At 73.9% G+C, this 23,848-nt stretch carries 20 protein-coding genes; 10 read left to right on the top strand and 10 right to left on the bottom strand.

The genetic code is table 11. The annotated features are described in order from the left end of the window. Positions 1-145: 145 nt before the first annotated feature. The 4 genes from ACFVT2_RS40195 to ACFVT2_RS40180 all read right to left on the bottom strand — a co-directional run bounded on the left by ACFVT2_RS40195 (position 146) and on the right by ACFVT2_RS40180 (position 4,130). Positions 146-1,348 (bottom strand): bifunctional RNase H/acid phosphatase, encoded by a 1,203-nt coding sequence (locus tag ACFVT2_RS40195; protein ID WP_390026572.1) that lies wholly within the window; start codon positions 1,346-1,348, stop codon positions 146-148. A 3-nt stretch (positions 1,349-1,351) separates the two neighbouring features. Beyond that, positions 1,352-2,095, bottom strand: a complete 744-nt coding sequence (locus tag ACFVT2_RS40190) for a zinc ribbon domain-containing protein (RefSeq protein ID WP_390026589.1) — start codon at positions 2,093-2,095, stop codon at positions 1,352-1,354. Beyond that, positions 2,092-2,979, bottom strand: coding sequence for a Nif3-like dinuclear metal center hexameric protein (locus ACFVT2_RS40185; RefSeq protein ID WP_390026570.1), 888 nt, complete (start codon positions 2,977-2,979; stop codon positions 2,092-2,094). The genes ACFVT2_RS40190 and ACFVT2_RS40185 overlap by 4 nt, the downstream gene beginning before the upstream one ends. 131 nt (positions 2,980-3,110) lie before the next feature. Further along, on the bottom strand, positions 3,111-4,130 hold the full coding sequence (locus ACFVT2_RS40180; protein ID WP_390026568.1) for an ABC transporter substrate-binding protein: 1,020 nt from the start codon (positions 4,128-4,130) through the stop codon (positions 3,111-3,113). Positions 4,131-4,361: 231 nt separating this feature from the next. Here ACFVT2_RS40180 and ACFVT2_RS40175 point away from each other — a divergent pair, with 231 nt between their 5' ends. Then, entirely contained in the window at positions 4,362-5,954 is a 1,593-nt protein-coding gene (locus tag ACFVT2_RS40175) for a hypothetical protein (protein WP_390026564.1), read from the top strand. An 8-nt stretch (positions 5,955-5,962) separates the two neighbouring features. Beyond that, positions 5,963-6,127 (top strand): hypothetical protein, encoded by a 165-nt coding sequence (locus ACFVT2_RS40170; protein ID WP_390026562.1) that lies wholly within the window; start codon positions 5,963-5,965, stop codon positions 6,125-6,127. Between the two features lie 90 nt (positions 6,128-6,217). Here ACFVT2_RS40170 and ACFVT2_RS40165 read toward each other — a convergent pair whose 3' ends face one another. The 3 genes from ACFVT2_RS40165 to ACFVT2_RS40155 all read right to left on the bottom strand — a co-directional run bounded on the left by ACFVT2_RS40165 (position 6,218) and on the right by ACFVT2_RS40155 (position 9,495). Then, on the bottom strand, positions 6,218-7,177 hold the full coding sequence (locus ACFVT2_RS40165; protein WP_390026560.1) for a 3-oxoacyl-ACP reductase: 960 nt from the start codon (positions 7,175-7,177) through the stop codon (positions 6,218-6,220). A 59-nt stretch (positions 7,178-7,236) separates the two neighbouring features. Further along, positions 7,237-8,313 (bottom strand): Zn-dependent alcohol dehydrogenase, encoded by a 1,077-nt coding sequence (locus ACFVT2_RS40160; protein WP_390026557.1) that lies wholly within the window; start codon positions 8,311-8,313, stop codon positions 7,237-7,239. A gap of 288 nt (positions 8,314-8,601) precedes the next feature. Continuing rightward, a complete protein-coding gene (locus ACFVT2_RS40155; RefSeq protein ID WP_390026554.1) occupies positions 8,602-9,495 on the bottom strand; it encodes a MaoC/PaaZ C-terminal domain-containing protein in 894 nt (297 codons plus the stop codon). Between the two features lie 538 nt (positions 9,496-10,033). Between ACFVT2_RS40155 and ACFVT2_RS40150 the strand changes: the two genes are divergently transcribed. The 4 genes from ACFVT2_RS40150 to ACFVT2_RS40135 all read left to right on the top strand — a co-directional run bounded on the left by ACFVT2_RS40150 (position 10,034) and on the right by ACFVT2_RS40135 (position 13,660). Then, positions 10,034-10,978, top strand: coding sequence for an ABC transporter ATP-binding protein (locus ACFVT2_RS40150; protein ID WP_390026586.1), 945 nt, complete (start codon positions 10,034-10,036; stop codon positions 10,976-10,978). Continuing rightward, positions 10,978-11,706 (top strand): ABC transporter permease, encoded by a 729-nt coding sequence (locus tag ACFVT2_RS40145; RefSeq protein WP_390026551.1) that lies wholly within the window; start codon positions 10,978-10,980, stop codon positions 11,704-11,706. The genes ACFVT2_RS40150 and ACFVT2_RS40145 overlap by 1 nt, the downstream gene beginning before the upstream one ends. A gap of 80 nt (positions 11,707-11,786) precedes the next feature. Continuing rightward, positions 11,787-13,049 (top strand): sensor histidine kinase, encoded by a 1,263-nt coding sequence (locus tag ACFVT2_RS40140; RefSeq protein WP_390026549.1) that lies wholly within the window; start codon positions 11,787-11,789, stop codon positions 13,047-13,049. A 5-nt stretch (positions 13,050-13,054) separates the two neighbouring features. After that, complete coding sequence (locus tag ACFVT2_RS40135; RefSeq protein ID WP_100601597.1) at positions 13,055-13,660, top strand: response regulator transcription factor; 606 nt, start codon at positions 13,055-13,057, stop codon at positions 13,658-13,660. A gap of 44 nt (positions 13,661-13,704) precedes the next feature. Here the strand turns inward: ACFVT2_RS40135 and ACFVT2_RS40130 are convergent, their stop codons facing one another. The 3 genes from ACFVT2_RS40130 to ACFVT2_RS40120 all read right to left on the bottom strand — a co-directional run bounded on the left by ACFVT2_RS40130 (position 13,705) and on the right by ACFVT2_RS40120 (position 18,969). Continuing rightward, positions 13,705-15,150, bottom strand: a complete 1,446-nt coding sequence (locus ACFVT2_RS40130; protein WP_390026546.1) for an MFS transporter — start codon at positions 15,148-15,150, stop codon at positions 13,705-13,707. 279 nt (positions 15,151-15,429) lie between these two features. After that, the gene (locus ACFVT2_RS40125) at positions 15,430-16,623 is read right to left on the bottom strand and encodes a lipid-transfer protein (RefSeq protein ID WP_390026543.1); all 1,194 of its coding nucleotides are present in this window, start codon (positions 16,621-16,623) and stop codon (positions 15,430-15,432) included. 159 nt (positions 16,624-16,782) lie between these two features. After that, positions 16,783-18,969 carry an acyl-CoA dehydrogenase gene (locus ACFVT2_RS40120; protein ID WP_390026541.1) on the bottom strand — a complete coding sequence of 729 codons (2,187 nt, stop codon included), beginning with the start codon at positions 18,967-18,969 and terminating at the stop codon, positions 16,783-16,785. A gap of 744 nt (positions 18,970-19,713) precedes the next feature. Between ACFVT2_RS40120 and ACFVT2_RS40115 the strand changes: the two genes are divergently transcribed. The 4 genes from ACFVT2_RS40115 to ACFVT2_RS40100 all read left to right on the top strand — a co-directional run bounded on the left by ACFVT2_RS40115 (position 19,714) and on the right by ACFVT2_RS40100 (position 23,514). Beyond that, a complete protein-coding gene (locus ACFVT2_RS40115) occupies positions 19,714-20,376 on the top strand; it encodes a class I SAM-dependent methyltransferase (RefSeq protein WP_390026538.1) in 663 nt (220 codons plus the stop codon). Between the two features lie 19 nt (positions 20,377-20,395). Further along, positions 20,396-21,313: an N-acetylmuramoyl-L-alanine amidase gene (locus tag ACFVT2_RS40110; protein WP_390026535.1), complete on the top strand. Its 918-nt coding sequence runs from the start codon at positions 20,396-20,398 to the stop codon at positions 21,311-21,313. A 192-nt stretch (positions 21,314-21,505) separates the two neighbouring features. Then, positions 21,506-22,330: a hypothetical protein gene (locus ACFVT2_RS40105; protein ID WP_390026532.1), complete on the top strand. Its 825-nt coding sequence runs from the start codon at positions 21,506-21,508 to the stop codon at positions 22,328-22,330. Positions 22,331-22,503: 173 nt separating this feature from the next. Beyond that, complete coding sequence (locus ACFVT2_RS40100) at positions 22,504-23,514, top strand: LLM class F420-dependent oxidoreductase (protein WP_390026530.1); 1,011 nt, start codon at positions 22,504-22,506, stop codon at positions 23,512-23,514. The last annotated feature ends 334 nt before the right edge of the window (positions 23,515-23,848 follow it).

Raw genomic sequence — 23,848 nt, 5'->3', positions numbered from 1 at the left:
GGGGGCCCGGACTCAGGCGCGGCGCCCCCGCTCCGGGCCCCGCCCCCACGCCCCCGGACGGGCCCCGCCCCGCGCAGCCACGCAACGGCCCGGCACACCGTGGTGGGGTGCCGGGCCGGGCGCAGCGCGGGGTTCCGCGGAGTCGCTACCGCAGGTGCGACGTGTCGTTCAGCAGCCGCAGGGAGGCGTTGCCGTCGGAGTAGTACGCGACCGCGGAGAGGGAGGCCGCGGAGAGTTCCATCCGGAACAGGGACTCCGGTGGGGCACCGAGGGCCAGGCGGACCAGGGTCTTGATCGGGGTGACATGGGTGACCAGGAGGACGGTCTTGCCGGCGTAACGGGCGATCAGCTTGTCGCGGGTGACCGCGATCCGGCGGGCGACCGTCGCGAAGGACTCGCCGCCGCCGGTGGGCGCCGCCTTGGCGGAGCCGAGCCAGGCATCCAGGTCGTCGGGGTAGCGCTCGCGGACCTCGGCGAAGGTCAGCCCCTCCCAGGCGCCGAAGTCGGTCTCACGGAGCCCGTCCTCGATACGGACGTCGACGCCGAGCCGGGCGGCGACCGCGCCGGCGGTCTCCTGGCAGCGGCGCAGCGGCGAGCTGACCACGGCCTGGATGGTGCCGCGGGCGGCCAGCGCGGCGGCGGTCGACTCGGCCTGGCGGCGGCCGGCCGCGGAGAGTTCGGGGTCCGTGCCGCCGCTGCCGGAGAAGCGCTTCTCGGGCGTCAGGGCGGTCTCGCCGTGCCGGAGCAGGACGAAGGTCGCCGGGGCGCCGAGGTCGGGCGATCCCCAGCCGACCGGCGGGGCGGCGGGTGCGGCGTCCGCGACCTCCGCCGCTTCGGCGGCCGCGTCGGCGGCCCGGGCCGCGGCGCTGCGGGCGGGGGCCGCGTCGGCCGGGCCGGCGAGCGCCGCCCGGGAGTCGCGCGGCTCCCACTGCTTGCCGTTCTTGCCCGCGTCCATCGCCTCGTTGGCGAGCCGGTCGGCGTGCTTGTTCCGGGCGCGGGGGATCCACTCGTAGGTGACCCGGCCCCGCGGGAGAATCGATGCGGCCTCGGCGGCGAGCGGCTTCATGTCCGGGTGCTTGATCTTCCAGCGGCCGGACATCTGCTCGACGACGAGCTTGGAGTCCATCCGGACGTGGACGGTGGCCTCCGGGTCCAGGGACCGCGCGGCGCGCAGCCCGGCCAGCAGCCCCTTGTACTCGGCGACGTTGTTGGTCGCCGTCCCGATGAACTCGGCGGCCTCGGCCAGCGCCTCGCCGGTCGCCGGGTCGAGGACCACCGCGCCGTAGCCGGCCGGCCCCGGGTTGCCCCGGGACCCGCCGTCCGCCTCGACGATCAGCTCACGCGCCACGGCCTACAGCCCCGAGTCGGGCGTGCGGACCAGGATGCGGCTGCAGTTCTCGCACCGGACGACGGCGTCCGCGGCGGCCGCGCGCACCTCGTTGATCTCGGTGATGTCCAGCTCCAGCCGGCAGCCCTCGCAGCGGCGCTGGTAGAGCCGGGCGGCGCCGACGCCGCCCTGCTTGGTGCGGATGCGGTCGTAGAGCGTGACCAGTGCCTCGGGGATGTCGGCGACGGTGAGTTCGCGCTCCTTGGCGATCGTGGCGACCTCGGCGTCGATCTCGGCGTGCGCGGCGTCCCGGCGGGCGGTGGCGTCGTCGACCTTGGCCTGAATGGCGCCGAGCCGGTCGGTCAGCTCGCGGACCCGCTCCTGGGTGGACTCGCGGCGCTCCATGACCTCCAGGACGACGTCCTCCAGGTCGGCCTGGCGCTTGGCCAGCGAGGCGAGTTCACGCTGGAGGCTCTCCAGGTCCTTGGGGGAGCTCACGGCGCCGGAGTCGAGACGCTTCTGGTCGCGGGCGGCGCGCTGGCGGACCTGGTCGACGTCCTGCTCCGCCTTGGTCTGCTCGCGGCTGGTGTCGCTCTCCTCGGTCTGTGCGGCGACGAGCAGGTCGCGCTGCTGGGTGAGGTCGGACTCCAGGGCCGTCAGCTCGGCCAGTTCGGGGAGGTTCTTGCGCCGGTGCGCGAGCTGGGTGAGCCGGACGTCGAGGTTCTGGACGTCCAGGAGGCGGATCTGGTCGGCGGGCGCGGCGTTCAGCGGGGGGCTCCTGTGGTGTGCGTATTTTCCGGGGGACGGGTGAGCTGGGTGGACGCCGCGTGGGCGGTCCAGGGGTCGGTGACCGTGTGGGAGACGTGCGTGCGCAGTCCCCAGCCGTGCCGGTCGGAGACCGCGTCGAGTTGGGCGGCGGCCTGCTCGCACCACGGCCATTCGGTGGCCCAGTGGGCTGCGTCCAGCAGCGCCAGCGGGCCGTTCCGTCCGGTGGTCTGGGTGGCCTCGGAGGCCGGGTGGTGGCGCAGGTCGGCGGTGAGGAACGCGTCCACGCCGGCCGCCCGTACGTCGTCGAAGAGGCTGTCGCCGGAGCCGCCGGAGACCGCCAGGGTGCGGATCTCGCGGTCCGGGTCGCCGGCCGCCCGGATGCCCTGCGCGGTGGCGGGCAGGTGGGCGGCGGCGTACGCGGTCAGCTCGGCCAGCGTCATCGGGTGCGGGAGTTCGCAGATCCGGCCCAGGCCGCGGCGGCCGTCCGGATCGCTCGGGTCCGGCACCAGGGGGCGGAGGATCCGCAGGTCCAGCGCGCCGGCCAGGGCGTCGGAGACGCCGGGGTCGGCGGTGTCGGCGTTGGTGTGCGCGACGTGCAGGGCGATGTCGTGCTTGATGAGGGTGTGCACCACCTTGCCCTTGAAGGTGGAGGCCGCGACGGTGGTCGTGCCGCGCAGGTAGAGCGGGTGGTGGGTGACCAGGAGGTCGGCGCCGAGCCGCACGGCCTCGTCGACGATCTCCTGGACCGGGTCGACGGCGAACAGCACCCGGCGGACCTCGGCGTCGGGGTCTCCGCAGACCGTGCCGACGGCGTCCCATCCTTCGGCCCGCTCGGGGGGCCAGAGGACGTCGAGCGCGGCGAGGACTTCAGACAGTGCGGGCACGGGGGGAAGATTACCTCTCCCCCGCGCCCGCGCGCCGGGCCGCGGTCCGCACGGGGACCGCGGGCCCGTAGGGGCAGCAGGGTTCCGGCCACCGGCCCCGGGTGCCGCGGCGGCCGCGTGGCCGCGGGCCGTTACTTCGCGAGGAAGCCGCGCAGGTCGTCCAGGACGCTGTTGGCCGCGGTGACACCGAGGCCGAGGTACCAGGTCTCGTCCTTCACGTTCTTGGCATGGCCGTCCTTGACCGCCTTGAGGTTCTTCCACAGCGGGTTCTGCTCGGCGGTGTCGCGCTTGGTGGACTTGGGGTCGCCGTAGACGCCGGTGAAGATCCAGTCGGCGTCGGCCTGGTTGATGTTCTCCGGGCTGACCTCGGTGGCGAGGTCGTCGACCTGCTGGTTCTCGGGGCGGGGCAGGCCGACGTCCTTCAGGATGGTGCCGATGAAGGAGCGCTGGGCGTAGAGGCGGGTGAACTGCGGCATGTAGCGCAGCATCGTCACGGTCGGCTTCTTCGGGCCGATGTCCTCGCCGAGCTTCTTCGCCTTGGCCTCGTAGGCGGCCAGTTCGCTCTTGGCCTGCGCGGTCTTGTCCAGGGCGGCGGCGTTGAGCAGGTAGTTCTGCTTCCAGGTGAAGCCGGGGCGGATCGAGAAGACGGTCGGCGCGATCTTGCTGAGCTGCTGGTACTGCTTCTCGGCGCGCAGCTTGCTGCCCAGGATGAGGTCGGGCTTGAGGGCGTTGACGGCCTCCAGGTTGAGGCCGTTGATGGTGCCGACGCTCTTGGGGTGGCCGGCGTTCTCGGCGAGGTAGTCCGGGAGGGCGGCGTCGCCCTCGGTGGGCGCGTAGCCGACCGGCTTGATGCCGAGCGAGACGACGTTGTCGAGCTCGCCGACGTCGAGGACGACCACGCGCTTGGGCGCGGAGGGGAGGGTGGCGGTGCCCATGGCGTGCCGGACGGTGCGCGGGAACTGGCCCGGCTCGGCGTCGGTGCCCAGCTTCGCGGTCTCGTCGGCGGCCTTGCCGAAGTCCTTGCCGCCCTGGGCCACGGACTTCGAGCCGGCGCCGCGGTCGTTGCCGCCGTCCGCGCCGGACGAACCGCAGCCGGCGAGCGCGAGGGCGGTGGCGAGGGCTAGGGCGGCGCCGCGGCGGCGAAGGGGCATCAGGTCACTCCAGGTCGTAGGCGGGCGCCGCCGGGCAGGCGGGGAGTTGCCCGGCCACCCGACGGCAACTTAGGTCCGCCTAACTTTAAGCATCCTTGAATCTCGAAGCACACCCACCCCTCCCAGTACCGGCGAATCGGACAACGGCCACCCTTATGCGTGAAGACCGGCAACTGCCGTTGATCGGCCGGAAGTGCGAAAACTAACGTCCCTCCACTGGAGGTGGCCCCGATGACGATCTGTGCCGGCCAGGACGCCGCAGCGCTCGACAGTCCGCCCCGCGCGGCGCTGACCCTCGCCGCCGACGGCTCGTACGCGGCCCGGCTCACCCGTCACGACGACGCCGCCGGAAGCTGGTACCCGGAGCGCTGGACGATCGGTGGCCCGGAGCCGTACGCGGTCCCCCTGCCGGGCAGTCAGCCCGAGGAGCCGGACAGCGCGCTGCTGCCGCTCGCGGACGGCCGGGTGGTGATCGTCCGCCGGGTCGCCGACCGGTTCACCGTCTCCCTGCTCTCCCCGACCGGGCCGGGGACCCAGGAGGTCCTGGTCGGCGCGGTGGCGGCGCAGGCGCTGACGCTGCTGCCGCCCACCCCCGGTGGGCTGCTCGGCTACGCGCTGGTGCCGGGTGCCGGGAGCACCGCGGTGTGGCGGGTGCACGGCGGGGCGGCGGGGCCCGAGCGGGTCGCCGTGGTGCCGGGCGGCTGCACCGGCGGGGCCTGGCTGGACCACGACGGGCGGCTACTGGCGGTGGACCGGGAACTGGACGGTCGCACCAAGACCGTGGTGGTCGACCTGGCGCGCGGCGGGGAGATCAGCCCGCTGCTCCAGATCACCGAGGAGAGCAACGACCGGCTGGTGCTCGCCGATCCGGAGAGCGGGCTGCTGCTGGTCCGGTCGGACGCTCCCGGCCACGACCGGCTGGGTTGGGGCGTACTGGGCAGCAGCCTGCCGGTGCGCTTCCCGGAATGCCTGCGGGCACCCGATATGGCGGTGACGCCGTTCGCGGTCCAATCGGGGCGGACGCTGCCGCCGGAGAACTGCGCGGTGGCGTTCCGGCTCGACTGCCTGGCCGGGACCCGGCTGGGCGTGTGGCGGCCCCCGGAGCGGCGACTGCGGCAGTTCCCGGCCCCGGAGGGCTGGCTGGCGGGCAGCGGCCGGTGGGCACCGAACGGCGAACTGCTGCTGCCGTACGCGACGGAGGCGGTGCCGTGCGGGGTGGCGCGGATGGCCGTACCGCTGGAGCCGGTTGCCGGGAGCGGAGCGCGGGCGGCGACGCGGGGGAAGAACGGGACGGAAACGGAGCCGGAGCCCGAGCCGGATGCGGGGGCGGGGGCGGGGGGTCCGGCGGGGGCGGGCGTTCCGGCGGAGGCCGGGGGTCCGGCGGAGGCCAGGGGTCCGGTCGTGGCGGGGAGTGCCGCGGAGGTCGTCGTTCCGCCAAGTGGCATTGCGGACGCGGAGATTGCGGCCGCGAAGGATGTGGATGCCCTGGTTCCGCCCGATCCGGGGGGCGTGGACGGCGGGAGGATTGTCCTGGATGCGGGGGAAAACGGCGCCGACTCCACAGCATCTCCACAACCGAAGCCCCTGGCTGCGGAACCGCTCGGCTTCCCTCCGCATCCCCGGATGTGCAGGCCAGTTCCCCTGCAACAGGCACCTCTCGCGACCCAGGAGTCCCTGTGGAGCGCCGATTCCCGCCCCGTTAGTATTTCGGCGGGGGCTGTGCAGCCGGTTGACCCGGCCACCGACGGCACCGCACGGGTCACGTCCCGGCGGGAGCCGGGGGAGGTCCCGATGCGTACAGCCGTAAGCGATCTGACGGAGTGACTCTTTCCATGTCCGAAGCCCGAACCGACCCGACCCAGGCGCGCCCGCAGGAGGCAGCCGCCCAGGCCACAGGCTCCGGCAGGCACCGCGGTCCGGCCGCCGCCAGCACGGAGCAGACGCAGGACGCCGCGCACGGCCGGCACCGCCGGGATCACCAGATCCCGACCGCCTGAGCGGACCGGACAGCGCAGGCCGTGGCCGCCGCCCCCCCACCCGGGCGGCGGCCACGGCCGTTGTGCGCCCCGCACCCCGAGGGGACGCGGTCAGTCGTGCTTGAGGCCCAGCACCTCGGCGGCCGCGAAGGTCTCGTGCGCCGGCCGCCCGGCGTAGTACGGGGTGAGCAGACCGTCCAGCTCCTCGTAGCTGAAGACGTCCTTCGCCGTGTCGAACTTCGCGGCGATCCGCGGGCGTTCGGCGACCGCGACCATGCCGCCGTGCACGACGAGCAGCTGGCCGTTGACCCCGGCGGCGGCCGGCGAGGCGAGATAGCCGACGAGCGGCGCGACGTGCTCGGGCGCGAGCGGGTCGGGCCGGCCGTCGTCGGGGACCTCGCCCCCCTGATAAGCGGGAATGGCCGCGAAGACGTCCTCGGTCATCCGGGTGCGGGCGCGCGGGCAGATGGCGTTGGCGGTCACGCCGTACTTGGCCAGCGCCAGCGCCGTGGACGTCGTCAGGCCGACGATGCCGCCCTTGGCCGCCGCGTAGTTGGGCTGGCCCGCCGAGCCGGCCAGGAACGCCTCGGAGGAGGTGTTGACGATCCGCCCGAAGACCGGGCCGCCGGCCTCCTTGGAGCGGGACCGCCAGTGGGCGGCGGCGAAATGGGTGGTGTTGAAGTGGCCTTTGAGGTGGACCCGGATCACCGAGTCCCACTCGTCCTCGGTCATCGAGAACACCATCCGGTCGCGCAGGATTCCCGCGTTGTTGACCAGGATGTCCAGCTGCCCGTAGGTGTCGATCGCCAACTGGACGAGGGCGCCCGCCTGTTGGTGGTCGGCGACGTCGCCGGTGTGGGCGACGGCCTGTCCGCCGGCCGCGCGGATCTCCTCGGCGGCCTCCTCCGCGGGGGCGGCCGAGGCCGTGCCCGACCCGTCCCTGCCCGGCTGGCCGAAGTCGTTGACGACGACCCGGGCGCCGAGCCGGGCGAGTTCCAGGGCCTCGGCCCGGCCCAGTCCGCGGCCGGCACCGGTGACGATCGCGGTCCGGCCCTCCAGTGGCTGTGCCATGCGTGTCCTCTCCTGTGCAGTCCCGTGCGGTCCGTGCGGTCCGGCCCGGTGGTCGCCGCTCAGATCTCTATGCAGGTGCGCAGCGCGGTGCCCGAACGCATCTGGTCCAGGGCGTCGTTGATGCCGTCCAGCCGGACCCGGTGGGTGATCAGCCCTTCGAGGTCGATGCGGCCGGCCCGCCACAGGGCGATGGCCCGCTCGTAGGAGCGCAGCACGTCCGCGCCCCCGTAGAGCGACGGCAGGATCCGCTTCTCGTCGAAGAACAGCTCGAACATGTTGACCTGGAAGGTGTCGTCCAGCGCGCCGGCGCCGACCACGCACAGGGTGCCGCCGCGCCGGGTCGTCTCGTAGGCGGTGCGGGCAGTGGCGGACTTGCCGACGACTTCGAAGACGTAGTCGAAGCCCTCTCCCCCGGTGATGCGGGCCTTGGCGTCGGCGAGTTCCTCGGGGGCGACGGCTTCGGTGGCGCCGAACCGGAGGGCGGCCTCGCGGCGGGCCGCCACCGGGTCGACGGCGATGATCTGGGCGGCGCCGCAGGCCCGCGCCCCCTGGAGGACGGAGATGCCCACGCCGCCGCAGCCGATCACCGCGACCGAGGAACCGGCCTCCACCTTCGCGGTGTTGAAGGCCGCGCCGAGCCCGGTGGTGACGCCGCAGCCGATCAGGGCGGCGATCTCGTAGGGGACGTCGTCCGGGATCGGGACCGCGCAGTTGGCGGCGACCACCACCTCCTCGGCGAACGTGCCGGTCCCGGCGAAGCCGAAGACCTCACCACTGGGGCGCTTGAAGTTGGGGGTGCCGGCGTTCATGAATCCGGCCAGGCAGAGGTGTGTCTGGCCCCGTTTGCAGGACGGACAGCTGCCGCAGGCGGGCAGCCAGCACATCAGGACCCGGTCGCCCGGCCGGAGTCCGGTGACCCCGTCGCCGACGTCGAGGATCTCCCCGGCCCCCTCGTGCCCGGGGACGAACGGTGCGGGCTGCGGCAACACCCCGTTCATCGCGGAGAGATCGGAGTGGCACAGTCCGGTCGCCCGGATCCGGATCTTGACCCGGCCCGGTCCGAACCCCACCGCCTCGACGTCGTCGAGCACCTCCAGCTTGTCCCGTCCCGTCTCGTGCTGTACGGCTGCGCGCATCCGAGCGGCTCCTCTCGTACGTACGACATTCCGGCCCCGGCCGCGGCGGCACGCCCGCCCGCCGGAACCGAACCCTCCGGCACGTGCGGACGAGCGGCCACCGGGCCGCGATGACCCCGACGTCTAGGGCCTGTCCGGTGGATCATGGCCGGGTCCGCGGCGTCTGGCACGGCACCTCGCCGCGTTGCCGAAACGCCCCAATAGCTCCGCTATCAGGCCGCTCCAGCGCCTTGCGATGCACCGCGCCAGACGCCGCGGCCTATCCGACCCTGACCCACCGGACAGGCCCTAGCTGTGCTCGACCACCGTGTCCGCCAGCACCGGTGCGTCGTCCCGCTCGGCCGCGGTGACCGACACCCGGATGCGGCCGCCCCCGCCCTCCTCCGGCTGCTCCCGCCACAGGCGGATCCGCAGCGTCTCCCCCGGGAACACCACCCCCGCGAACCGCGTCGTGTACGACCGCACCCGCGAGACGTCCCCGTCCAGTACGGCGTCCACCACCGCCTTGAGCGTCACCCCGTAGGAGCACAGGCCGTGCAGGATCGGCCGGTCGAACCCGGCGAGCCCGGCGAACTCCGGGTCGGCGTGGAGCGGGTTCCAGTCGCCGGAGAGGCGGTACAGCAGCGCCTGGTCCTCGCGGACCAGGCGTTCGGTGGTCAGATCGGGCGCCCGGTCGGGGAGTTCGCCGCGGACCGAAGGACCCCGTTCCCCGCCGAAGCCGCCCTCGCCCCGGACGAAGATCTGGGTGTCGCAGGTCCACAACGGGCCGTCTTCGTCAGCCACTTCGGAGCGCAGCACGATGACGGCCGCCTTGCCCTTGTCGTAGACGGCCGGGACGGTGGAGGTCTGGGTGGCGCGGCCGCGCACGGGGAGGGCCCGGTGCACGGTGACGGTCTGTCCACCGTGGAGGACGGCGGCCAGGTCGACGTCGATACCGGGGGCGGAGAGCCCGCCGGCCAGCGCCATCCCGCCGCCCGCGACGGTGGCGAAGCTGGGGAGGACCTGCAGGGCGCTCTCCAGGGTGTAGCGGAGTTCGTCCGGGTCGGTGGCGGCGTGCGGTTTCTCCGGGGTGGCCGCACCGGCGCCGATGCCGAGGTGGTAGAGCTGGACGTCCTTGTGGTCCCAGACGAGTTCGGTGGTCCGAGGCTCGGCGGAGGTGGCCTTGGCGGCGTCGATGGGCATGGGGGTGCTGCTCCTTCACCACGGTGTGAGACCCCGGCCCGACCGTCCGCACCGTCGGCCGCGCCGGGGTCGTATCGGATCGGCGGGCCCGCGCTCGTCGGCGCACTCCGCCGGCGCCCGGCGCACTGCACTTCTAGAACGCGTTCTAGCCGATGGCTGTCATGTATAGCCGATGCGGGCCGCGCCCGGAAGACCCCTGACGGTATGTCAGATGAGCGCGGCCCGGGGCGAGCGCCGCGGCCGACGGCGCCGGCCGGCGCCCGACGGCCCCGCCTTCCGACCCGCCTACACATGACATTTGTCAGATGTCTTTGCACACATTCGCACCTGCCGGACGACGGCAACTCTCCGTAATCTCTGAGACAGCGGGTGAAGGCGTCACCGCGCACCGCACGGCACGGACCGCACGCGGCCGGTCGGCGACGACGACCGGCGCGGAGAGCGGCGCCGACGCAACGGGGAGGCAGGGATGGCAGGAACCACGGACAGGGTGCGGGCGCCCGGCGGGACACCGTCGGCCGGGCCGGCGGGCGCCGCGGTGGCGTTCACCGGCGTCACCCGGAGTTACGGCGCGGTGCGGGCCGTGGACGGGCTGGAGCTGACGATCGCCCCGGGCGAAACGGTGGCGCTGCTCGGCCGCAACGGCGCCGGCAAGTCCACCACCCTCACCATGCTGCTGGGTCTGCTGCCACCCACCGAGGGGGAGGTCCGACTGTTCGGCGGCACACCGGAGTCGGCCGTGCGGGCGGGCAGAGTGGGCGCGATGCTCCAGGACGGCAAGCCCATCCCCCGGGTCACCGTCCGCGAGCTGGTCGGTTTCGTCGCCGCCACCTACCCCCGCCCGATGGACGTCGACGAGGCCCTGGAGCTGGCCGGGCTCGACGCGTTCGCCGGGCGCCGGATCGACCGGCTCTCCGGGGGCCAGGCACAGCGCGTCCGCTTCGCCGTGGCACTGGCCGGCAACCCCGAACTCCTGGTGCTGGACGAGCCCACCGCGGCGCTGGACGTGGAGGCCCGGCGCGCCTTCTGGGCCTCGATGCGCAGCTACGCCCGCCGCGGCAACACCGTGCTCTTCTCCACCCACTATCTGGAGGAGGCCGACGAGCACGCCGACCGGATCGTGGTGCTCGACCGCGGTCGGGTGGCGGCCGACGGCAGCGGTGCGGAGATCAGACGGCGGGCCGGCGGCTCGTCGGTCTCCCTCGACCTCGCCGGCGCGAGCAGCGAGCCGCTGGCCGGACTGCCCGGGGTGTGCGCGGTGGAGATCCACGGCGACCGCGCCCGACTGCGCTCCACGGACTCCGACGCCACGGTCCGCGCACTGGCCGAACTCGATCTGATCCGCGGCCTCCAGGTCGCCCCGGCCAGCCTGGAGGACGCCTTCCTCGCCCTGACCACCCGGGCACCCCTGACGCCCTTGACGCCCTCGACCCCCCTGACGCCCCCGGCCACCGGTGCCCGGCCCGCGAAGGAGACGGTGTGATGCTCGACTACGTCCGCCTGGAAGTCCGCCGCACCCTGCGCGACAAGGGCTTCGTGCTCTTCGGGATCGGGATGCCGGTACTGATGTACGTGCTGTTCACCCATGTCGGCGCCGGCGCCGACCGGGCGGCGGCGGAGTGGAAGGTCTACTCCATGGTCGGCCTGGCCGCGTACGGCGCGCTGGGTGCGGCGCTCACCCCCGGCAGCGGCGTCGCCGAGGACAAGAGCCTGGGATGGCTGCGGCAGCTGCGGATCACGCCGTTGAGCCCGGCGCAGGTGGTGGCCGGCCGCGGGCTGACCGGCTCGGTGACGGTCCTGCCGGCCATCGGCGCGGTCCTCCTGGTGGGCGGGCTGGTCAACGGCGTGCGGATGGCCGCCTGGCAGTGGGCCGTGCTGGTCGTACTGCTGTGGCTGGGCACCATCCCGTTCACCCTGCTCGGCCTCGGCAACGGCTACCGCCTCTCCTCGCAGGCCACCGGGCTGGTCAACACCGGCTGCCTGCTGCTGCTTTCCGTGGTCGGCGGGCTGTGGTTCCCGGTCGAGGCGTTCCCCGGCTGGCTGCGCGCGCTGTCCTCCTGGACGCCCGCCAACCGCTTCGCCGACCTCGGCCTGAGCGTCGCGCACGGCGACGCACCGGGACTGACGACGGTGGCGGTACTGGCCGCCTGGCTGGCACTCTTCGGCGGTTACGCGGTGTACGCGTACCGCAGGGCGGCACGGACGCTGTGACCGGCGGCACGGCGGACGGCGGAAGCGTTCCCGCCGGCCGGCACGAGCGGTGGAGCGCACGGCATGAGGCAAGGACCGACATGGAACTGACAAGACGGTGGCGGGGCCGGCGCGAAGGCGCCGACGACGGGGCGGGGCGGCACTCCTGCGGGGCGGCGACGCAGCCGGCCGAAAAGGTGGAGAAGGGCCCCGGCCGGTACGCCTTCCTGCCCTGGCTGCTGATGGGGCTGGGCGCGTTCTCCAACATCATCCACGGCAGGTCCGGCAACCCCTGGCTGGCCGGCGCCGGCCTCCTCGCCTTCAACTCCCTCTACGTGAGCGTCGTCTTCGCCGCCTTCAGCCCCCGGCGGCGCGACACCCGCTACCCGCTCTACGCGCTGGCCGCGCTGGCCGCCGTGACCTTCGCCATCGCGCTCGGCTTCGGCGGCGAGTGGTTCCTGTTCTTCCCGCTGCTGTCGATGGCCTCCGGCACGGTGCGGGCGATCCGCGGCAAACCGCTCGGGATCTGGCTCATCGCGCTCAGCGGCACGGCCGGTTTCCTGTCCGGCTGGCATGATGCGACCCCCTGGGGCTCGTTCGGCATCGGCTACGGCACGTTCCTGTCCGGAATGGTGACGGCCACCGTCCTCAGCCTCTTCGACACCATCCAGCAACTACGGGCCACCCGGCAGGAGTTGGCCCGCAGTGCCGTGGAGAAGGAGCGGCTGCGGTTCTCCCGCGATCTGCACGACCTGCTGGGCCACACCCTGTCCGTGGTGGTGGTGAAGGCCGAGGCGGTCCGCCGGCTGGCGCCCCGCAACCTCGACGCGGCGCTGGCCCAGGCCGCCGACATCGAGGCGGTGGGCCGGCAGGCCCTGACCGAGATACGGGAGGCGGTCAGCGGCTACCGCGAGGGCAGCCTGGCGACCGAACTGGACCGGGCCCGTTCGGCGCTGGACGGCGCCGGGATCGAGGTGGTGGTGCGACGCGCCGGGCCGCCTCTGCCACCGCAGGCCGAGGCGCTGCTGGGCTGGGTGGTCCGCGAGGGCGTCACCAACACCGTCCGGCACAGCGGCGCCACCCGCTGCGAGATCGACGTGCACGCGGACGGCGACCGGGTGCGGCTGACGATCACGGACGACGGACACGGTCCCGTAAGCTCCGGTGCGTCCGACGCGGGCGGGACCACCGCACCGCCCGGCGCCGTCCCCGGTGCGGTGGGCGGTACGGGCCTGATAGGGCTGACCGAGCGACTGGCCGCGGCGGGCGGCACGCTGCGCAGCGGCCCCGACGGCCGGCGTGGTTTCCGCGTCACCGCCGAACTTCCGGTGGGCGCGGGCGATCTGGCGGATACGGAGGAGTGAGCCGGGTGATCAGGCTCCTGCTGGCCGAAGACCAGCGGATGATGATGGGCGCGCTGGCGCTGCTGCTCGACCTTGAGGACGACATGGAGGTGGTGGCCCAGGTCCCGGCGGGTGATCAGATCGTCGATGCGGCGCTGGAGACCCGTCCGGACGTCGCGCTCCTGGACATCGAACTCCCCGGGCGCAGCGGCCTGGACGCCGCCGCCGACCTGCGCGACCAGTTGCCGTCGTGCAAGGTGCTGATCGTGACGACGTTCGGGCGGCCCGGCTATCTGCGCCGCGCCATGGAGGCCGGGGCGTCCGGTTTCCTGGTGAAGGACGGCCCGGTGGAGGATCTGGCGGCGGCGATCCGCCGGGTGCTGGCCGGTGAGCGGGTGATCGACCCCGGCCTGGCCGCCGCGGCCCTGAGTGCCGGCCCCAACCCGCTGACCCCACGCGAACGCGATGTCCTCACCGCCGCCGTGGACGGCGCGACGGTCGCCGACATGGCCGCCAAGCTGCACCTCTCGCAGGCCACGGTCCGCAACTACCTCTCGGCCGCCATCGGCAAGACCGGCACCCGCAACCGTATGGAGGCGGTCCGGGCGGCCCGCCGCAACGGCTGGCTGTAGCGGCGGGGCCCACCCGGACCGCGGGCCTGCCGGCCGGGCCGTGTTCAGTCGTGGGCGGCGTCCGTCCGCCGGCGCGGCAGCGCCAGCAGCATCAGCACGATGCTGACGGCCAGCGCTGTCGCGCCGACCGCGAAGGCCGTGCCGTAGCCGCTGGCCAGGGCCGCCCGGCCGTGCCCCGCGGCGACCCGCGAGGCCGCGACGGTGGAGAGCACCGACAGGCCCAGCGCGCCGCCCATCTGCCGCGAGGTGTTGATCAGGCCGGAGACCAGGCCCTGGTCGGCCGGGTCGGCGCCGGAGGTGGCGATGGCGGCGACCGGCGTCGCGGTCAGTCCGGCGCCCAGCGCCATCAGGATGCCGGGGCCGAGGATCGTCCCGAGGTACGTCCCGTCCACCGTCATCGTGCTCTGCCACACCATCCCGGCCAGCGAGATCACCGCGCCGCCGATCGCCAGCGTCTTGGCTCCGAGGCGGTTCATCAGCCGGGGCGCGAGCTTCGAACCCAGCACGATGCACAGCGAGTGCGGGAGGAAGGAGAGTCCGGCCCACAGGGGCGGGTAGGAGAGGACGTTCTGCATGTAGAGCGACAGGAAGTACCACATGGAGAACATCGCGGCGCCGGACAGCACCATCGCCGCGTTCGCCGAGGAGACCGACCGCAGCCGGAACAGTCCCAGCGGCATCAGCGGCGCCTTGGTGCGCGCCTCCACGGCGACGAAGACCGCGACCACCACCAGCCCGGCGATCAGCGGAAGCAGCGCGGTCGCCGACCCCCAGCCGTGCGTCTCGGTCTGCACGATGCCGTACGCCACCAGGCCGAGCCCGCCGGTCACCAGCAGCGCACCGGGCACGTCCAGCCGCCGCGCGGCGCCCTGCCGGCTCTCGGCGAGCCACAGCACGGCACCGGTCAGCACCGCCGCCCCCACCGGCACGTTGATCAGCAACACCCAGCGCCACGACAGGTATTCGGTGAGCACCCCGCCGACCAGGCCGCCCACCGCGCCGCCGCCCGCGCCGACCGCGGTCCAGGTCGCGATGGCCCGCGTACGGGCCGGGCCGGCCGGGAACGACGTGGTCAGAATGGTGAGCGTGGCCGGGGAGAGCACCGCGGCCCCCACGCCCTGGATGGTGCGCGCGGCGATCAGCTGCCAGGGCTGCTGGGCGAGCCCGCCGGCCGCGCTCGCGACGGTGAACAGCGCCAGCCCGACGACGAAAATCCGCTTGCGGCCGAAGATGTCGGCGGCCCGGCCGCCGAGCAGCATGAAGCCGGCGAAGGTGATCACGTAGGCGTTGACGATCCACTGCAGGCCCAGCTCGGACAGGCCCAGTCCGGAGCGCATGGCGGGCAGTGCCACGTTCACGACGGAGACGTCCAGCACGACCAGGAACTGTCCGGCGCAGACCAGCAGCATCACCAGCCAGGCCGGCGCGGCCGTCCGGCGCACGGACGCGGACAGCGTGGAGGAGGTGGCTATCGGGGGCATGCGCACCATGCTCGCACCGGACGCTCACCTATCGCATCGGGATATCGGTGCATCTGGCAACCACTCGGGTCCTAGGCCGGAGGACGTAGGGCGGGGCGGGGGCCTTAGGGGGTGGGGGCGGAGGTCCCCTAGGGGTCACGCGGGCCCCCGGGGAACCAACTACCCACACCGCACGGGGAGTTAACGTGAGCAGCAGGGCCGCCCCCACACCCCGGCCCTCGCCCCCGCGCACCCGCCGCCCTCACCCCGCGCACCCCCTCCCCCCTCACGCCTCCCCCGCCGTCGCCCTCACTTCCGTAGCAGTGTGACCACCGCCGCACCGCCCAGGCCGATGTTGTGGGCGAGGCCGACGCGGGCGCCGGGGACCTGGCGGTCGCCGGCCGTGCCGCGGAGCTGCCAGACCAGCTCGGCCGCCTGGGCCAGGCCGGTGGCGCCCAGCGGATGCCCCTTGGAGATCAGGCCGCCCGACGGGTTGACCACCCAGCGGCCGCCGTAGGTCGTGGCGCCGTCGGCGACCAGCTTCCCCGACTCGCCCACCGGGCACATCCCCAGCGCCTCGTACGTCAGCAGTTCGTTGATCGAGAAGCAGTCGTGCAGTTCGATCACGTCGACGTCCTCGATGCCCAGACCGCTGGCCTCGTAGACCTTCTCGGCCGCGGCCCGGCTCATCGGTGCGCCGACCACGTCGATGCAGGAGCCGGCGGCGAAGCTCTCCTCGGTGTCCGTGGTCATGGCCTGCCCGGCGATCTCCACCGCGCGGTCCGCCAGACCGTGCTCGCGGACGAAGCGTTCGGAGGCGACCACCGCCGCCGCGGCGCCGTCGGAGGTCGGCGAGCACTGGAGCTTGGTGAGCGGGCGGTGCACGGTGCGGGCGGCGAGGATCTCCTCGACCGTGTACACGTCCTGGAACTGGGCGTACGGATTGTGCGCGGAGTGCCGGTGGTTCTTGGCGCCGACCATGGCGAGCTGCTCGGCGGTCGTGCCGTGGCGCTCCATGTGCTCGCGGGCCGCGTTGCCGAAGATCTGGGCGGTGGGCGGGGTCATCTCGAAACCGTGCGCGGCGGCCATCACCCCGTAGTGGCGGGCGACCGGCGAGGACGCGAAGTGGCCGCCGTCCGCGCCGGCACCCAGCGCGCCGCGCTTCATCTTCTCGAAGCCCAGCGCCAGGACGCAGTCGTTGAGGCCCGAGGCGACGAACTGACGGGCCATCATCAGCGCGGTGGAGCCGGTGGCGCAGTTGTTGTTGACGTTGTAGACGGGGACGCCGGTCAGGCCCAGTTCGTACACGGCGCGCTGGCCGGCCGTGGACGCCTGGTAGCAGTAGCCGGCCGGTACCTGCTCGACGGCGTCGTAGCCGATGCCGGCGTCGGCGAGCGCCGCGCCGCCCGCCTCCTTCGCCATGTCCCAGTACTGCCAATCGCGGGTCTCCGGCTTCTCGAACCGGGTCATCCCGACGCCGATGATGTACGCCGTGCCGACCATGCGAATCCTCCTGGGACCAGGTGACGGGCAGATGCGGAGCGGGTGAGGAGCGGATGGGGAACGAGGGGAAGCGGATCGGGAGGGAGCTGATGGGGGGGCGGATAGGGGACGGGAACGGGCGGAGGGGGACGGGGCCGGGGTGTCGGCCCGCGGGGTCGGTCAGATGAGGGGGCGGGGTTCCGGGTCGCGGGGCAGGCCGAGGAGCCGTTCGGCGACGACGTTCAGCTGCACCTGGGTCGTACCGCCGGCGATGGTCAGGCAGCGCGACATCAGGAAGCCGTGCAGGGCCCGTTCGCCGGGGCCCTCGCGGACCGCGCCGGCCGGGCCGAGCAGTTCCAGGGCCAGGTCGGCGACCTTCTGCTGGTGTGCGGTCTGCACCAGCTTGCGGATGCTGGCGCCGGCGCCCGGTTCCCGGCCCGACACCTGCTGGAGCGTGGTGCGCAGCCCGATGCAGCCGAGCGCGTGCGCCTCGGCCAGCAGCGCCCCGACGCGGGCGCGGACGGCGCCGTCCAGTTCGGCGGAGCGGCCCAGCAGCGCCTCCAGGCCGGTGTCGAAGGCCATCTGGTCGGCCATGTGGACGCGTTCGTTGCCGAGGGTGGTGCGGGCCACCCGCCAGCCGTCGTCGACCGCGCCGACCACCGCGTCCGCCGGCAGCAGCACGTCGTCGAAGTAGACCTCGTTGAAGAGGGCGTCGCCGGTGATCTCCTTCAGGGGGCGGACGTCGATCCCCGGAGTCGACATGTCGATGACGAAGAAGGTCAGGCCGCGGTGTTTGGGCGCGTCCGGGTCGGTGCGGGCGAGCAGGATGCCGTGGCCGGCCGTCCGGGCGGCCGACGTCCACACCTTCTGGCCGTTGACCCGCCAACCGCCGTCCGCGGTGCGCTCCGCGCGGGTGCGCAGTGCGGCCAGGTCGGAACCGGCCTCCGGCTCGGAGAACAGTTGGCACCACAGCAGGTCGCCGCGCAGCGTCGGCGGCAGGTACCGCTCCTGCTGCGCGGCCGTGCCGTGGGCGAGGAGCGCGGGAACCACCCAGGTGGCGATGCCCAGTTCGCCGACCCGGACGCCGGCGGCGGCCATTTCCTGCTGGACGGCGAGCTGTTCGACGGGGCCGGCGCCCAGTCCGTACGGGGCGGGCAGATGGGGTGCGGCGTATCCGGTGGGGGCCAGTGCGCGGCGGGCGGCGGCGGGGTCCAGGCCGCGCGCCCGGTCGACGGCGGCGCGGGCCCGGTCCCGGAACTCCGCGGCCTCGGCGGGGAGTTCCAGCCGGAGTGCGCGGCGGGCGCCGGCCGCGGCGTGCCGGGCGGCGCGCAGCCGGTGGGTGTCGCCGCCGCCGAGCAGTTGGCGGGCGGTGACCGCGCGGCGCAGGTGGAGGTGGGCGTCGTGCTCCCAGGTGAAGCCGATGCCGCCGAGGACCTGGATGCAGTCCTTGGCGCAGCCGGCGGCGGCATCCAGGGCGGTCGCGGTGGCCAGGGCGGCGACCAGCCCGCGCACCTCGGGCGGCGCGTCGCCGGCCCGGGCCGCGTCCCAGACCAGGGCGCGGGCCTGCTCACAGCGGACGAGCATCTCGGCGCAGAGGTGCTTGACGCCCTGGAACTGGCCGATCGGGCGGCCGAACTGCTCGCGTACCGCGGCGTGCTCGGCGGCGGTGTGCAGCGCCCAGGCGGCGGTTCCGCAGCCTTCCGCTGCGAACAGCACCCCGGCGAGGTCGCGGACCAGGGCGCCGTCGACCGCCAGCCGCCGGTCGGCGGGGACCGTCGCGCCGTCCGCGCGGACCTCGGCGGTCGGCCGGGTCGGGTCGGCGCTGTCCTGGATGCGGACGGCGAGTGCGGCGGCGTCCACCGCCAGCCACACCGTCCCCGTGGCGGCCTCCGCGGCGAGCACGATCAGATCGGCGTCGCCGCCGGCGAGGACGGGCGGGGCGGCGCCGTCGAGGAGGTAGCCGTCGGCGCCCTCCACGGCGGTGAGCGAGCCGCTGCCGAGGGCGACCGCGGCGATCCGCTCGCCGGTGACCAGCGCCCGTACGAGGTGCCGGGGTGCGCCGCCGCGGTGCAGCAACGTGGCGGCGAGGACGGTGGGCAGGTACGGGCCGGGGAGCGCGGCGCGGCCGAACTCCTCCAGGACGACGGCGAGGTCGAGCAGGTCGCCGCCGCCCCCGCCGTCGGCCTCCGGGAGGTGGAGGCCGAGCAGCCCCTGCTCGGCGAGCCCGTCCCAGTGGGCGGGGCGGCCGGTCCGCGCCGGTGCGGCGTCGAGCAGCTTGCGCACGTCTTCGGGCGGTACGGCCCGCGCCGCCCAGCCACGCGCCGCCTCCGCGAGGTCACGATGGTCCTGCGTGATTCCGATGCCCATGCCCGGCAGAGTAGAACACGTTCCAATCTGACGGAAGGTCAGATGACCGGCGGTTGCCCGGCGACCGGCGACCGGCGACCGGCGACCGGCGACCGGCGACCGGCGACCGGCGACCGGCGACCGGCGACCGGCGACCGGCGACCGGCGACCGGCGGAAAACGGTCCGGGCCCGGGTCGGAAACGGTTCAGTGAATTTCGTGCGGGCCGTTCACTATTCCGACGCGGATCCGCACGGCGGTTTATCGACCGGCCTTTCCCCGCCCGGTTTCGGGATGCTTCCGGCTTCCGTTCCCGGGTGGCTCGGCATCCGTTCCCGACGCCACCACGGCGGGGCGTTTGGACGAGTGCGCGTTCCTCCTCTCGCTCGTCCTCTCGCTCCTCCTCTCGCTCCTCCTCTCGTTCCACGGTGCGGAATGCGGCGAATTCACGGATGCCGGGATGCGTCGTCCGGTAACCGGAGCGAGCACGTCGCGGGCGGGAGAGGACGGAAGAAGAGGACGGCGGCAAGGCCGAGTTCTCCGGTGCCGTCCCACGGGATCGGCTCCCCCGCCGCCCCGCCGGCACGCAGTACGCCCGGAAACCGGCCCGGAAACCGGAGATACGAACCCCCGTTCCGATATCGCGCGGCCCGTACGGCACCATCCATAGGCACGACCCGCAGGATCCGACCGCCCCGCGTGGCCCGAGCCCTGCCGGGCCACCGATCGCCGCCGTACCACGGCCGCATCCACCAGGAGGAAGCCCATGACCGCCCCCACGGCCCCGACCGCCGCACCCCGGCCGGAGATCCTCGCCGCGTTCGAGGCGGCGAAGGGTTTCATGCCGGTGGACGAGGGGCTCGCCCTGTATGCGGTGGCCGGTGAGGCGGCCGCACTGGGGCTGCCGCTGGTGGAGATCGGCACCTACTGCGGCCGCTCCACGCTGCTGCTCGCCGAGGCGGCGCGCGCCGCCGGGGTGATGGCCGTCACCGTGGACCACCACCGGGGCAGCGAGGAGCAGCAGCCCGGTTGGGAGTACCACGATCCGGAGGTCGTCGATCCGGTCGTCGGTCGGATGGACACCCTGACCACCTTCCGCCGCACCCTGCACGCGGCGGGCCTGGAGGACCGGGTGATCGCGCTGGTGGGCCGTTCGCCGCAGATCGCGGCGCTGTGGCAGGCGCCGGCCGGCCTGGTCTTCATCGACGGCGGGCACACCGACGAACACGCCACCGCCGACTACGAGGGCTGGGCCCCGCACGTTGCGGACGGCGGGCTGCTGGTGATCCACGACGTCTTCCCGGACCCGGCGGACGGCGGCCAGGCCCCGTACCGCATCTACTGCCGGGCCCTGGCGTCCGGCGCGTTCACCGAGGTCGCCGTGCACCGTTCGCTGCGCGTCCTGCGGCGGACCGGGGCCGGAATCTGAGCAGGCTACGATCGCGCAGGTGTCGAACGGCAGTACTTTCCCCCCGCCCCGCCGCTCGCGCGGCACCCTGCTGATCGCGTTGGCCGTGGTGATGGCCGTCGGGGTCGGCGGCTGGCTGGTGTGGCGGTCGCCGGGCGGCGGCCCCTCCCCCGACGCCACCGCCGGCACCGCCGCCTCCGGGGCGCCGTCCGAGCACGGGGACGAGGCCGGCAGCGACGCCCCCACGGCCGGTGCGGGCAGCCCGGCCCCCGCGGGCGGGCCGCACCGCCTCCAGGGCAAGACCGTGTTGCTCGACCCCGGTCACAACCCGGGCAACCGCGACCACACGGCGGAAATCGCCCGGCTCGTGGACGTCGGCAACGACCGCAAGGAGTGCGACACCACCGGCACCGCCACCAACGGCGGCTACGCCGAGGCGGCGTTCACGCTGGACGTCGTCCGGCGGGCCCGGGCGCTGCTCCAGGAGGAGGGCGCGAAGGTCGTGCTCACCCAGGACGGCGACCGGGCGTACGGGCCGTGCGTGGACGGGCGGGCCGCGGCGGGGAACCGCGCGCACGCCGACGCCGCGGTCTCGGTCCACGCCGACGGGTCGGTCGCCGGCAACCGCGGCTTCCACGTCATCCTGCCGGCGCCGGTCACGGCGGGCGCGGCCGACACCTCCCGGATCGTCGGGCCGTCGCGGAAACTGGGCGAGGGGCTGGCGGACCGTTTCGCGGCGGTGACCGGAAGTGCCCGTTCCAATTACGTCGGCCACGGGACCGGGCTGGACATCCGCTCCGATCTCGGCGGACTGAACCTCTCCACGGTGCCGAAGGTGTTCATCGAGTGCGGCAATATGCGCGACCCGAAGGACGCCGCGCAATTGACCGACGCGGAGTGGCGGGAAAAGGCGGCCCGCGGGATCACGGAGGGCATTACGGACTTCTTGACGCGCTGAACGAACTTCCGGACGCGCCGAACGGACTTCCGACCGCGGGCCGCATCGATACCCACGGGCGGCCCACAGGATTCGACGATAGGTTCCCTTTACGATGGGGGGCCATCGCCGTGCCTCGCACCGCGCGCCAGCGACAGCGTCGACGCCCTCACCGAGTCGACCAGGAACACGAAACCGACAAAGGACCTTTACGTGAACATCCGCTCCCTCAGTCGAGGCGACGGCGTGGTGATCGGAGCAGCGGTGCTGCTGTTGATCGCCTCGTTCCTCAACCTCTCCTCGTACGGCAGCGCAAACGCCTGGCAATCGCTGGCGCTGCTGATGAGCGTCTACCTGGCCGGCGTCATCGCAGCCGCGCTGATCGTCACGGCGCGGGCCCTGCCGCAGCCGCGCAAGGTCGCCGGACTGGAGCTCGGGCAGTTCGGCGTGGCGCTGTCCGTGTTCGCCGCCTGGACCGCGTTCTGGGCGATCCTCGGCAGCGGCGGTGCGGGCGTGGGCCTGATCATCGGCCTGATCGCCGCGCTGGCCCAGGCGGGCGCCGCGGTGGCCACCCCGCTCGTCCCGGCACTGAAGGTCGCCCTGGTCGGCGCACCGCGCCCGCAGGCCGCCAGCCCGTACGGCGCCGCCGGCGGCACCCAGGGCTACGGCTACCCCGGCGCCCAGCAGCAGGGCGGCTACGGCTACCCGGGCGGCCAGCAGCAGCCCGGCGGCCCGCAGCAGCCCGGCCAGGGCTACGGCGGCCAGCAGGCCCCGGCCGGCGAGTCCGACGCCACCGTCGCCGGTGCGGCGGGAGCCACCGCGGCGGCCGGCGGCCCGGCGGACTTCTCCCCGTTCTGGTTCGCGGTGCCGGTGGCCCGCCCGCTGTACGGCGAGGAGGGCTCGCCGTCACCGATCGCCGAACTGGCGCCCGGCACCTGGTACCTCGCGGTGGAGCAGCGCGGCGCCGCGCTGATCGCGCAGACCCAGGACGGCCGGCGCGGCATCCTCCAGGACACCACCGGCATCCAGCGCGGCTGACGCCGCCGGCACCCGCGGTCCTGTCGCGGCCTTCGGGCCGGTCCGGCCCCTCGCCCTCGCGGGCGGGGGGCCGTTGCCATGTCCGCGGCGGCGCCGTACAGTGCGCGGACCAGCGAGCTGACGTGCCGTCAGGACGCGGATAGGCAACCGGTCGTCGGAAGAGGGGCGGACCCATGCGGCTCGGGCTGGCACTCGGCTACTGGGGCCGCGGCCCCGACCCCCGGCACCTCGAACTCGCCCGCGAGGCCGAGCGCCTGGGCTACGACTCGGTGTGGACCGCCGAAGCCTGGGGCTCCGACGCGTTCACCGCGCTCACCTGGATCGCCGCGCACACCTCCCGGATCAAACTGGGCACCGGCATCGCCCAGATGGCCGCCCGCACCCCCACCGCCACCGCGATGCACGCGCTCACCCTCGACCACCTCTCGGGCGGGCGGGTGCTGTTGGGCCTGGGGCTGTCCGGGCCGCAGGTCGTCGAGGGCTGGTACGGCCGGCCGTTCCCCAAGAGCCCGCTGACCGCCACCCGGGAGTACGTCGCCGTCATCCGCCAAGTGCTGGCCCGCAAGGGCCCGGTGACGGTCGACGGCCACTTCCACCCCCACCCCTACCAGGGCCCGGACGGCACCGGCCTGGGCAAACCGCTGAAACCCATCACCCATCCGCTGCGGGCCGACCTGCCCGTCCTGCTGGGCGCGGAAGGGCCCCGGAACATCGCCCAGACCACCCGGATCGCGGACGGCTGGCTGCCGCTGTACTGGTCGCCCACCCGCCCCGAGGTCTACCGGGAGTCGCTGGCCGACGCCCCGGACGGCTTCCTGATCGCTCCCATGGCGCGCGCCGTGGTCTGCGACGACGTCGCCGAGGGGCTGCTGCCGGTCAAGGCGATGCTCGGCTTCTACATCGGCGGGATGGGACACGCGGCCAAGAACTTCCACGCCGATCTGATGGCGCGGATGGGCTTCGCGGAGGAAGCCCGGCAGGTGCAGCGACTCTTCGCCGAAGGCCGCAGGGAAGAAGCGGTACTGGCCGTTCCGGACGCCTTCGCCGACGAGATCTCGCTGGTCGGACCCCGCGAACGGATCGCGGAACGGCTGGAATCCTGGCGCGCGGGACCGGTCACCGACCTCCTGGTGACCGCCCCCGACCCGCGAACGCTACGGGTGCTGGCAGAGCTCAACGCGTAGTCCGCTGCGCGGGGCCCCGTCGTACGTTGTCGGCTTCCCCGCCGTGGGGTTGGCACTTTTGCGCCTGCGGGGCGGGGCCGCTGCGCTGAGCCTCGCCGTGCGTTGTCGGGTTTCCCGCCGTTGCGCTGCGCTTGACTGCCTTCCCACGTTGTCGGGTTTCCCGCCGTTGCGCCTGCGGCGGGCGGGTCCGCTGCGCGGGGCGGGGCCGCTGCGCTGAGCCTCGCCGTGCGTTGTCGGGTTTCCCGCCGTTGCGCCTGCGGCGGGCGGGTCCGCTGCGCGGGGCTGGTCGGCCGCGGTGCCGGGTCTGCGGGGTGGGGGTAGGCCGGACTGCTGC

This window comes from Streptomyces sp. NPDC058000 (assembly GCF_042886435.1).
Taxonomy (GTDB): Bacteria; Actinomycetota; Actinomycetes; order Streptomycetales; family Streptomycetaceae; genus Streptomyces.
The sequence above is the reverse complement of the archived record's forward strand: the minus strand, read 5'-3'. Positions and strand labels throughout refer to the sequence as shown.

Excerpts from the sequence above, each read along its gene's own strand:
- ACFVT2_RS40180 (WP_390026568.1), bottom strand. The coding sequence starts at position 4,130 with ATGCCCCTTCGCCGCCGCGGCGCCGCCCTAGCCCTCGCCACCGCCCTC.
- ACFVT2_RS40175 (WP_390026564.1), top strand. The coding sequence starts at position 4,362 with ATGACGATCTGTGCCGGCCAGGACGCCGCAGCGCTCGACAGTCCGCCC.
- ACFVT2_RS40170 (WP_390026562.1), top strand. The coding sequence starts at position 5,963 with ATGTCCGAAGCCCGAACCGACCCGACCCAGGCGCGCCCGCAGGAGGCA.
- ACFVT2_RS40165 (WP_390026560.1), bottom strand. The coding sequence starts at position 7,177 with ATGGCACAGCCACTGGAGGGCCGGACCGCGATCGTCACCGGTGCCGGC.
- ACFVT2_RS40160 (WP_390026557.1), bottom strand. The coding sequence starts at position 8,313 with ATGCGCGCAGCCGTACAGCACGAGACGGGACGGGACAAGCTGGAGGTG.
- ACFVT2_RS40155 (WP_390026554.1), bottom strand. The coding sequence starts at position 9,495 with ATGCCCATCGACGCCGCCAAGGCCACCTCCGCCGAGCCTCGGACCACC.
- ACFVT2_RS40145 (WP_390026551.1), top strand. The coding sequence starts at position 10,978 with ATGCTCGACTACGTCCGCCTGGAAGTCCGCCGCACCCTGCGCGACAAG.
- ACFVT2_RS40140 (WP_390026549.1), top strand. The coding sequence starts at position 11,787 with ATGGAACTGACAAGACGGTGGCGGGGCCGGCGCGAAGGCGCCGACGAC.
- ACFVT2_RS40130 (WP_390026546.1), bottom strand. The coding sequence starts at position 15,150 with ATGGTGCGCATGCCCCCGATAGCCACCTCCTCCACGCTGTCCGCGTCC.
- ACFVT2_RS40125 (WP_390026543.1), bottom strand. The coding sequence starts at position 16,623 with ATGGTCGGCACGGCGTACATCATCGGCGTCGGGATGACCCGGTTCGAG.
- ACFVT2_RS40120 (WP_390026541.1), bottom strand. The coding sequence starts at position 18,969 with ATGGGCATCGGAATCACGCAGGACCATCGTGACCTCGCGGAGGCGGCG.
- ACFVT2_RS40115 (WP_390026538.1), top strand. The coding sequence starts at position 19,714 with ATGACCGCCCCCACGGCCCCGACCGCCGCACCCCGGCCGGAGATCCTC.
- ACFVT2_RS40100 (WP_390026530.1), top strand. The coding sequence starts at position 22,504 with ATGCGGCTCGGGCTGGCACTCGGCTACTGGGGCCGCGGCCCCGACCCC.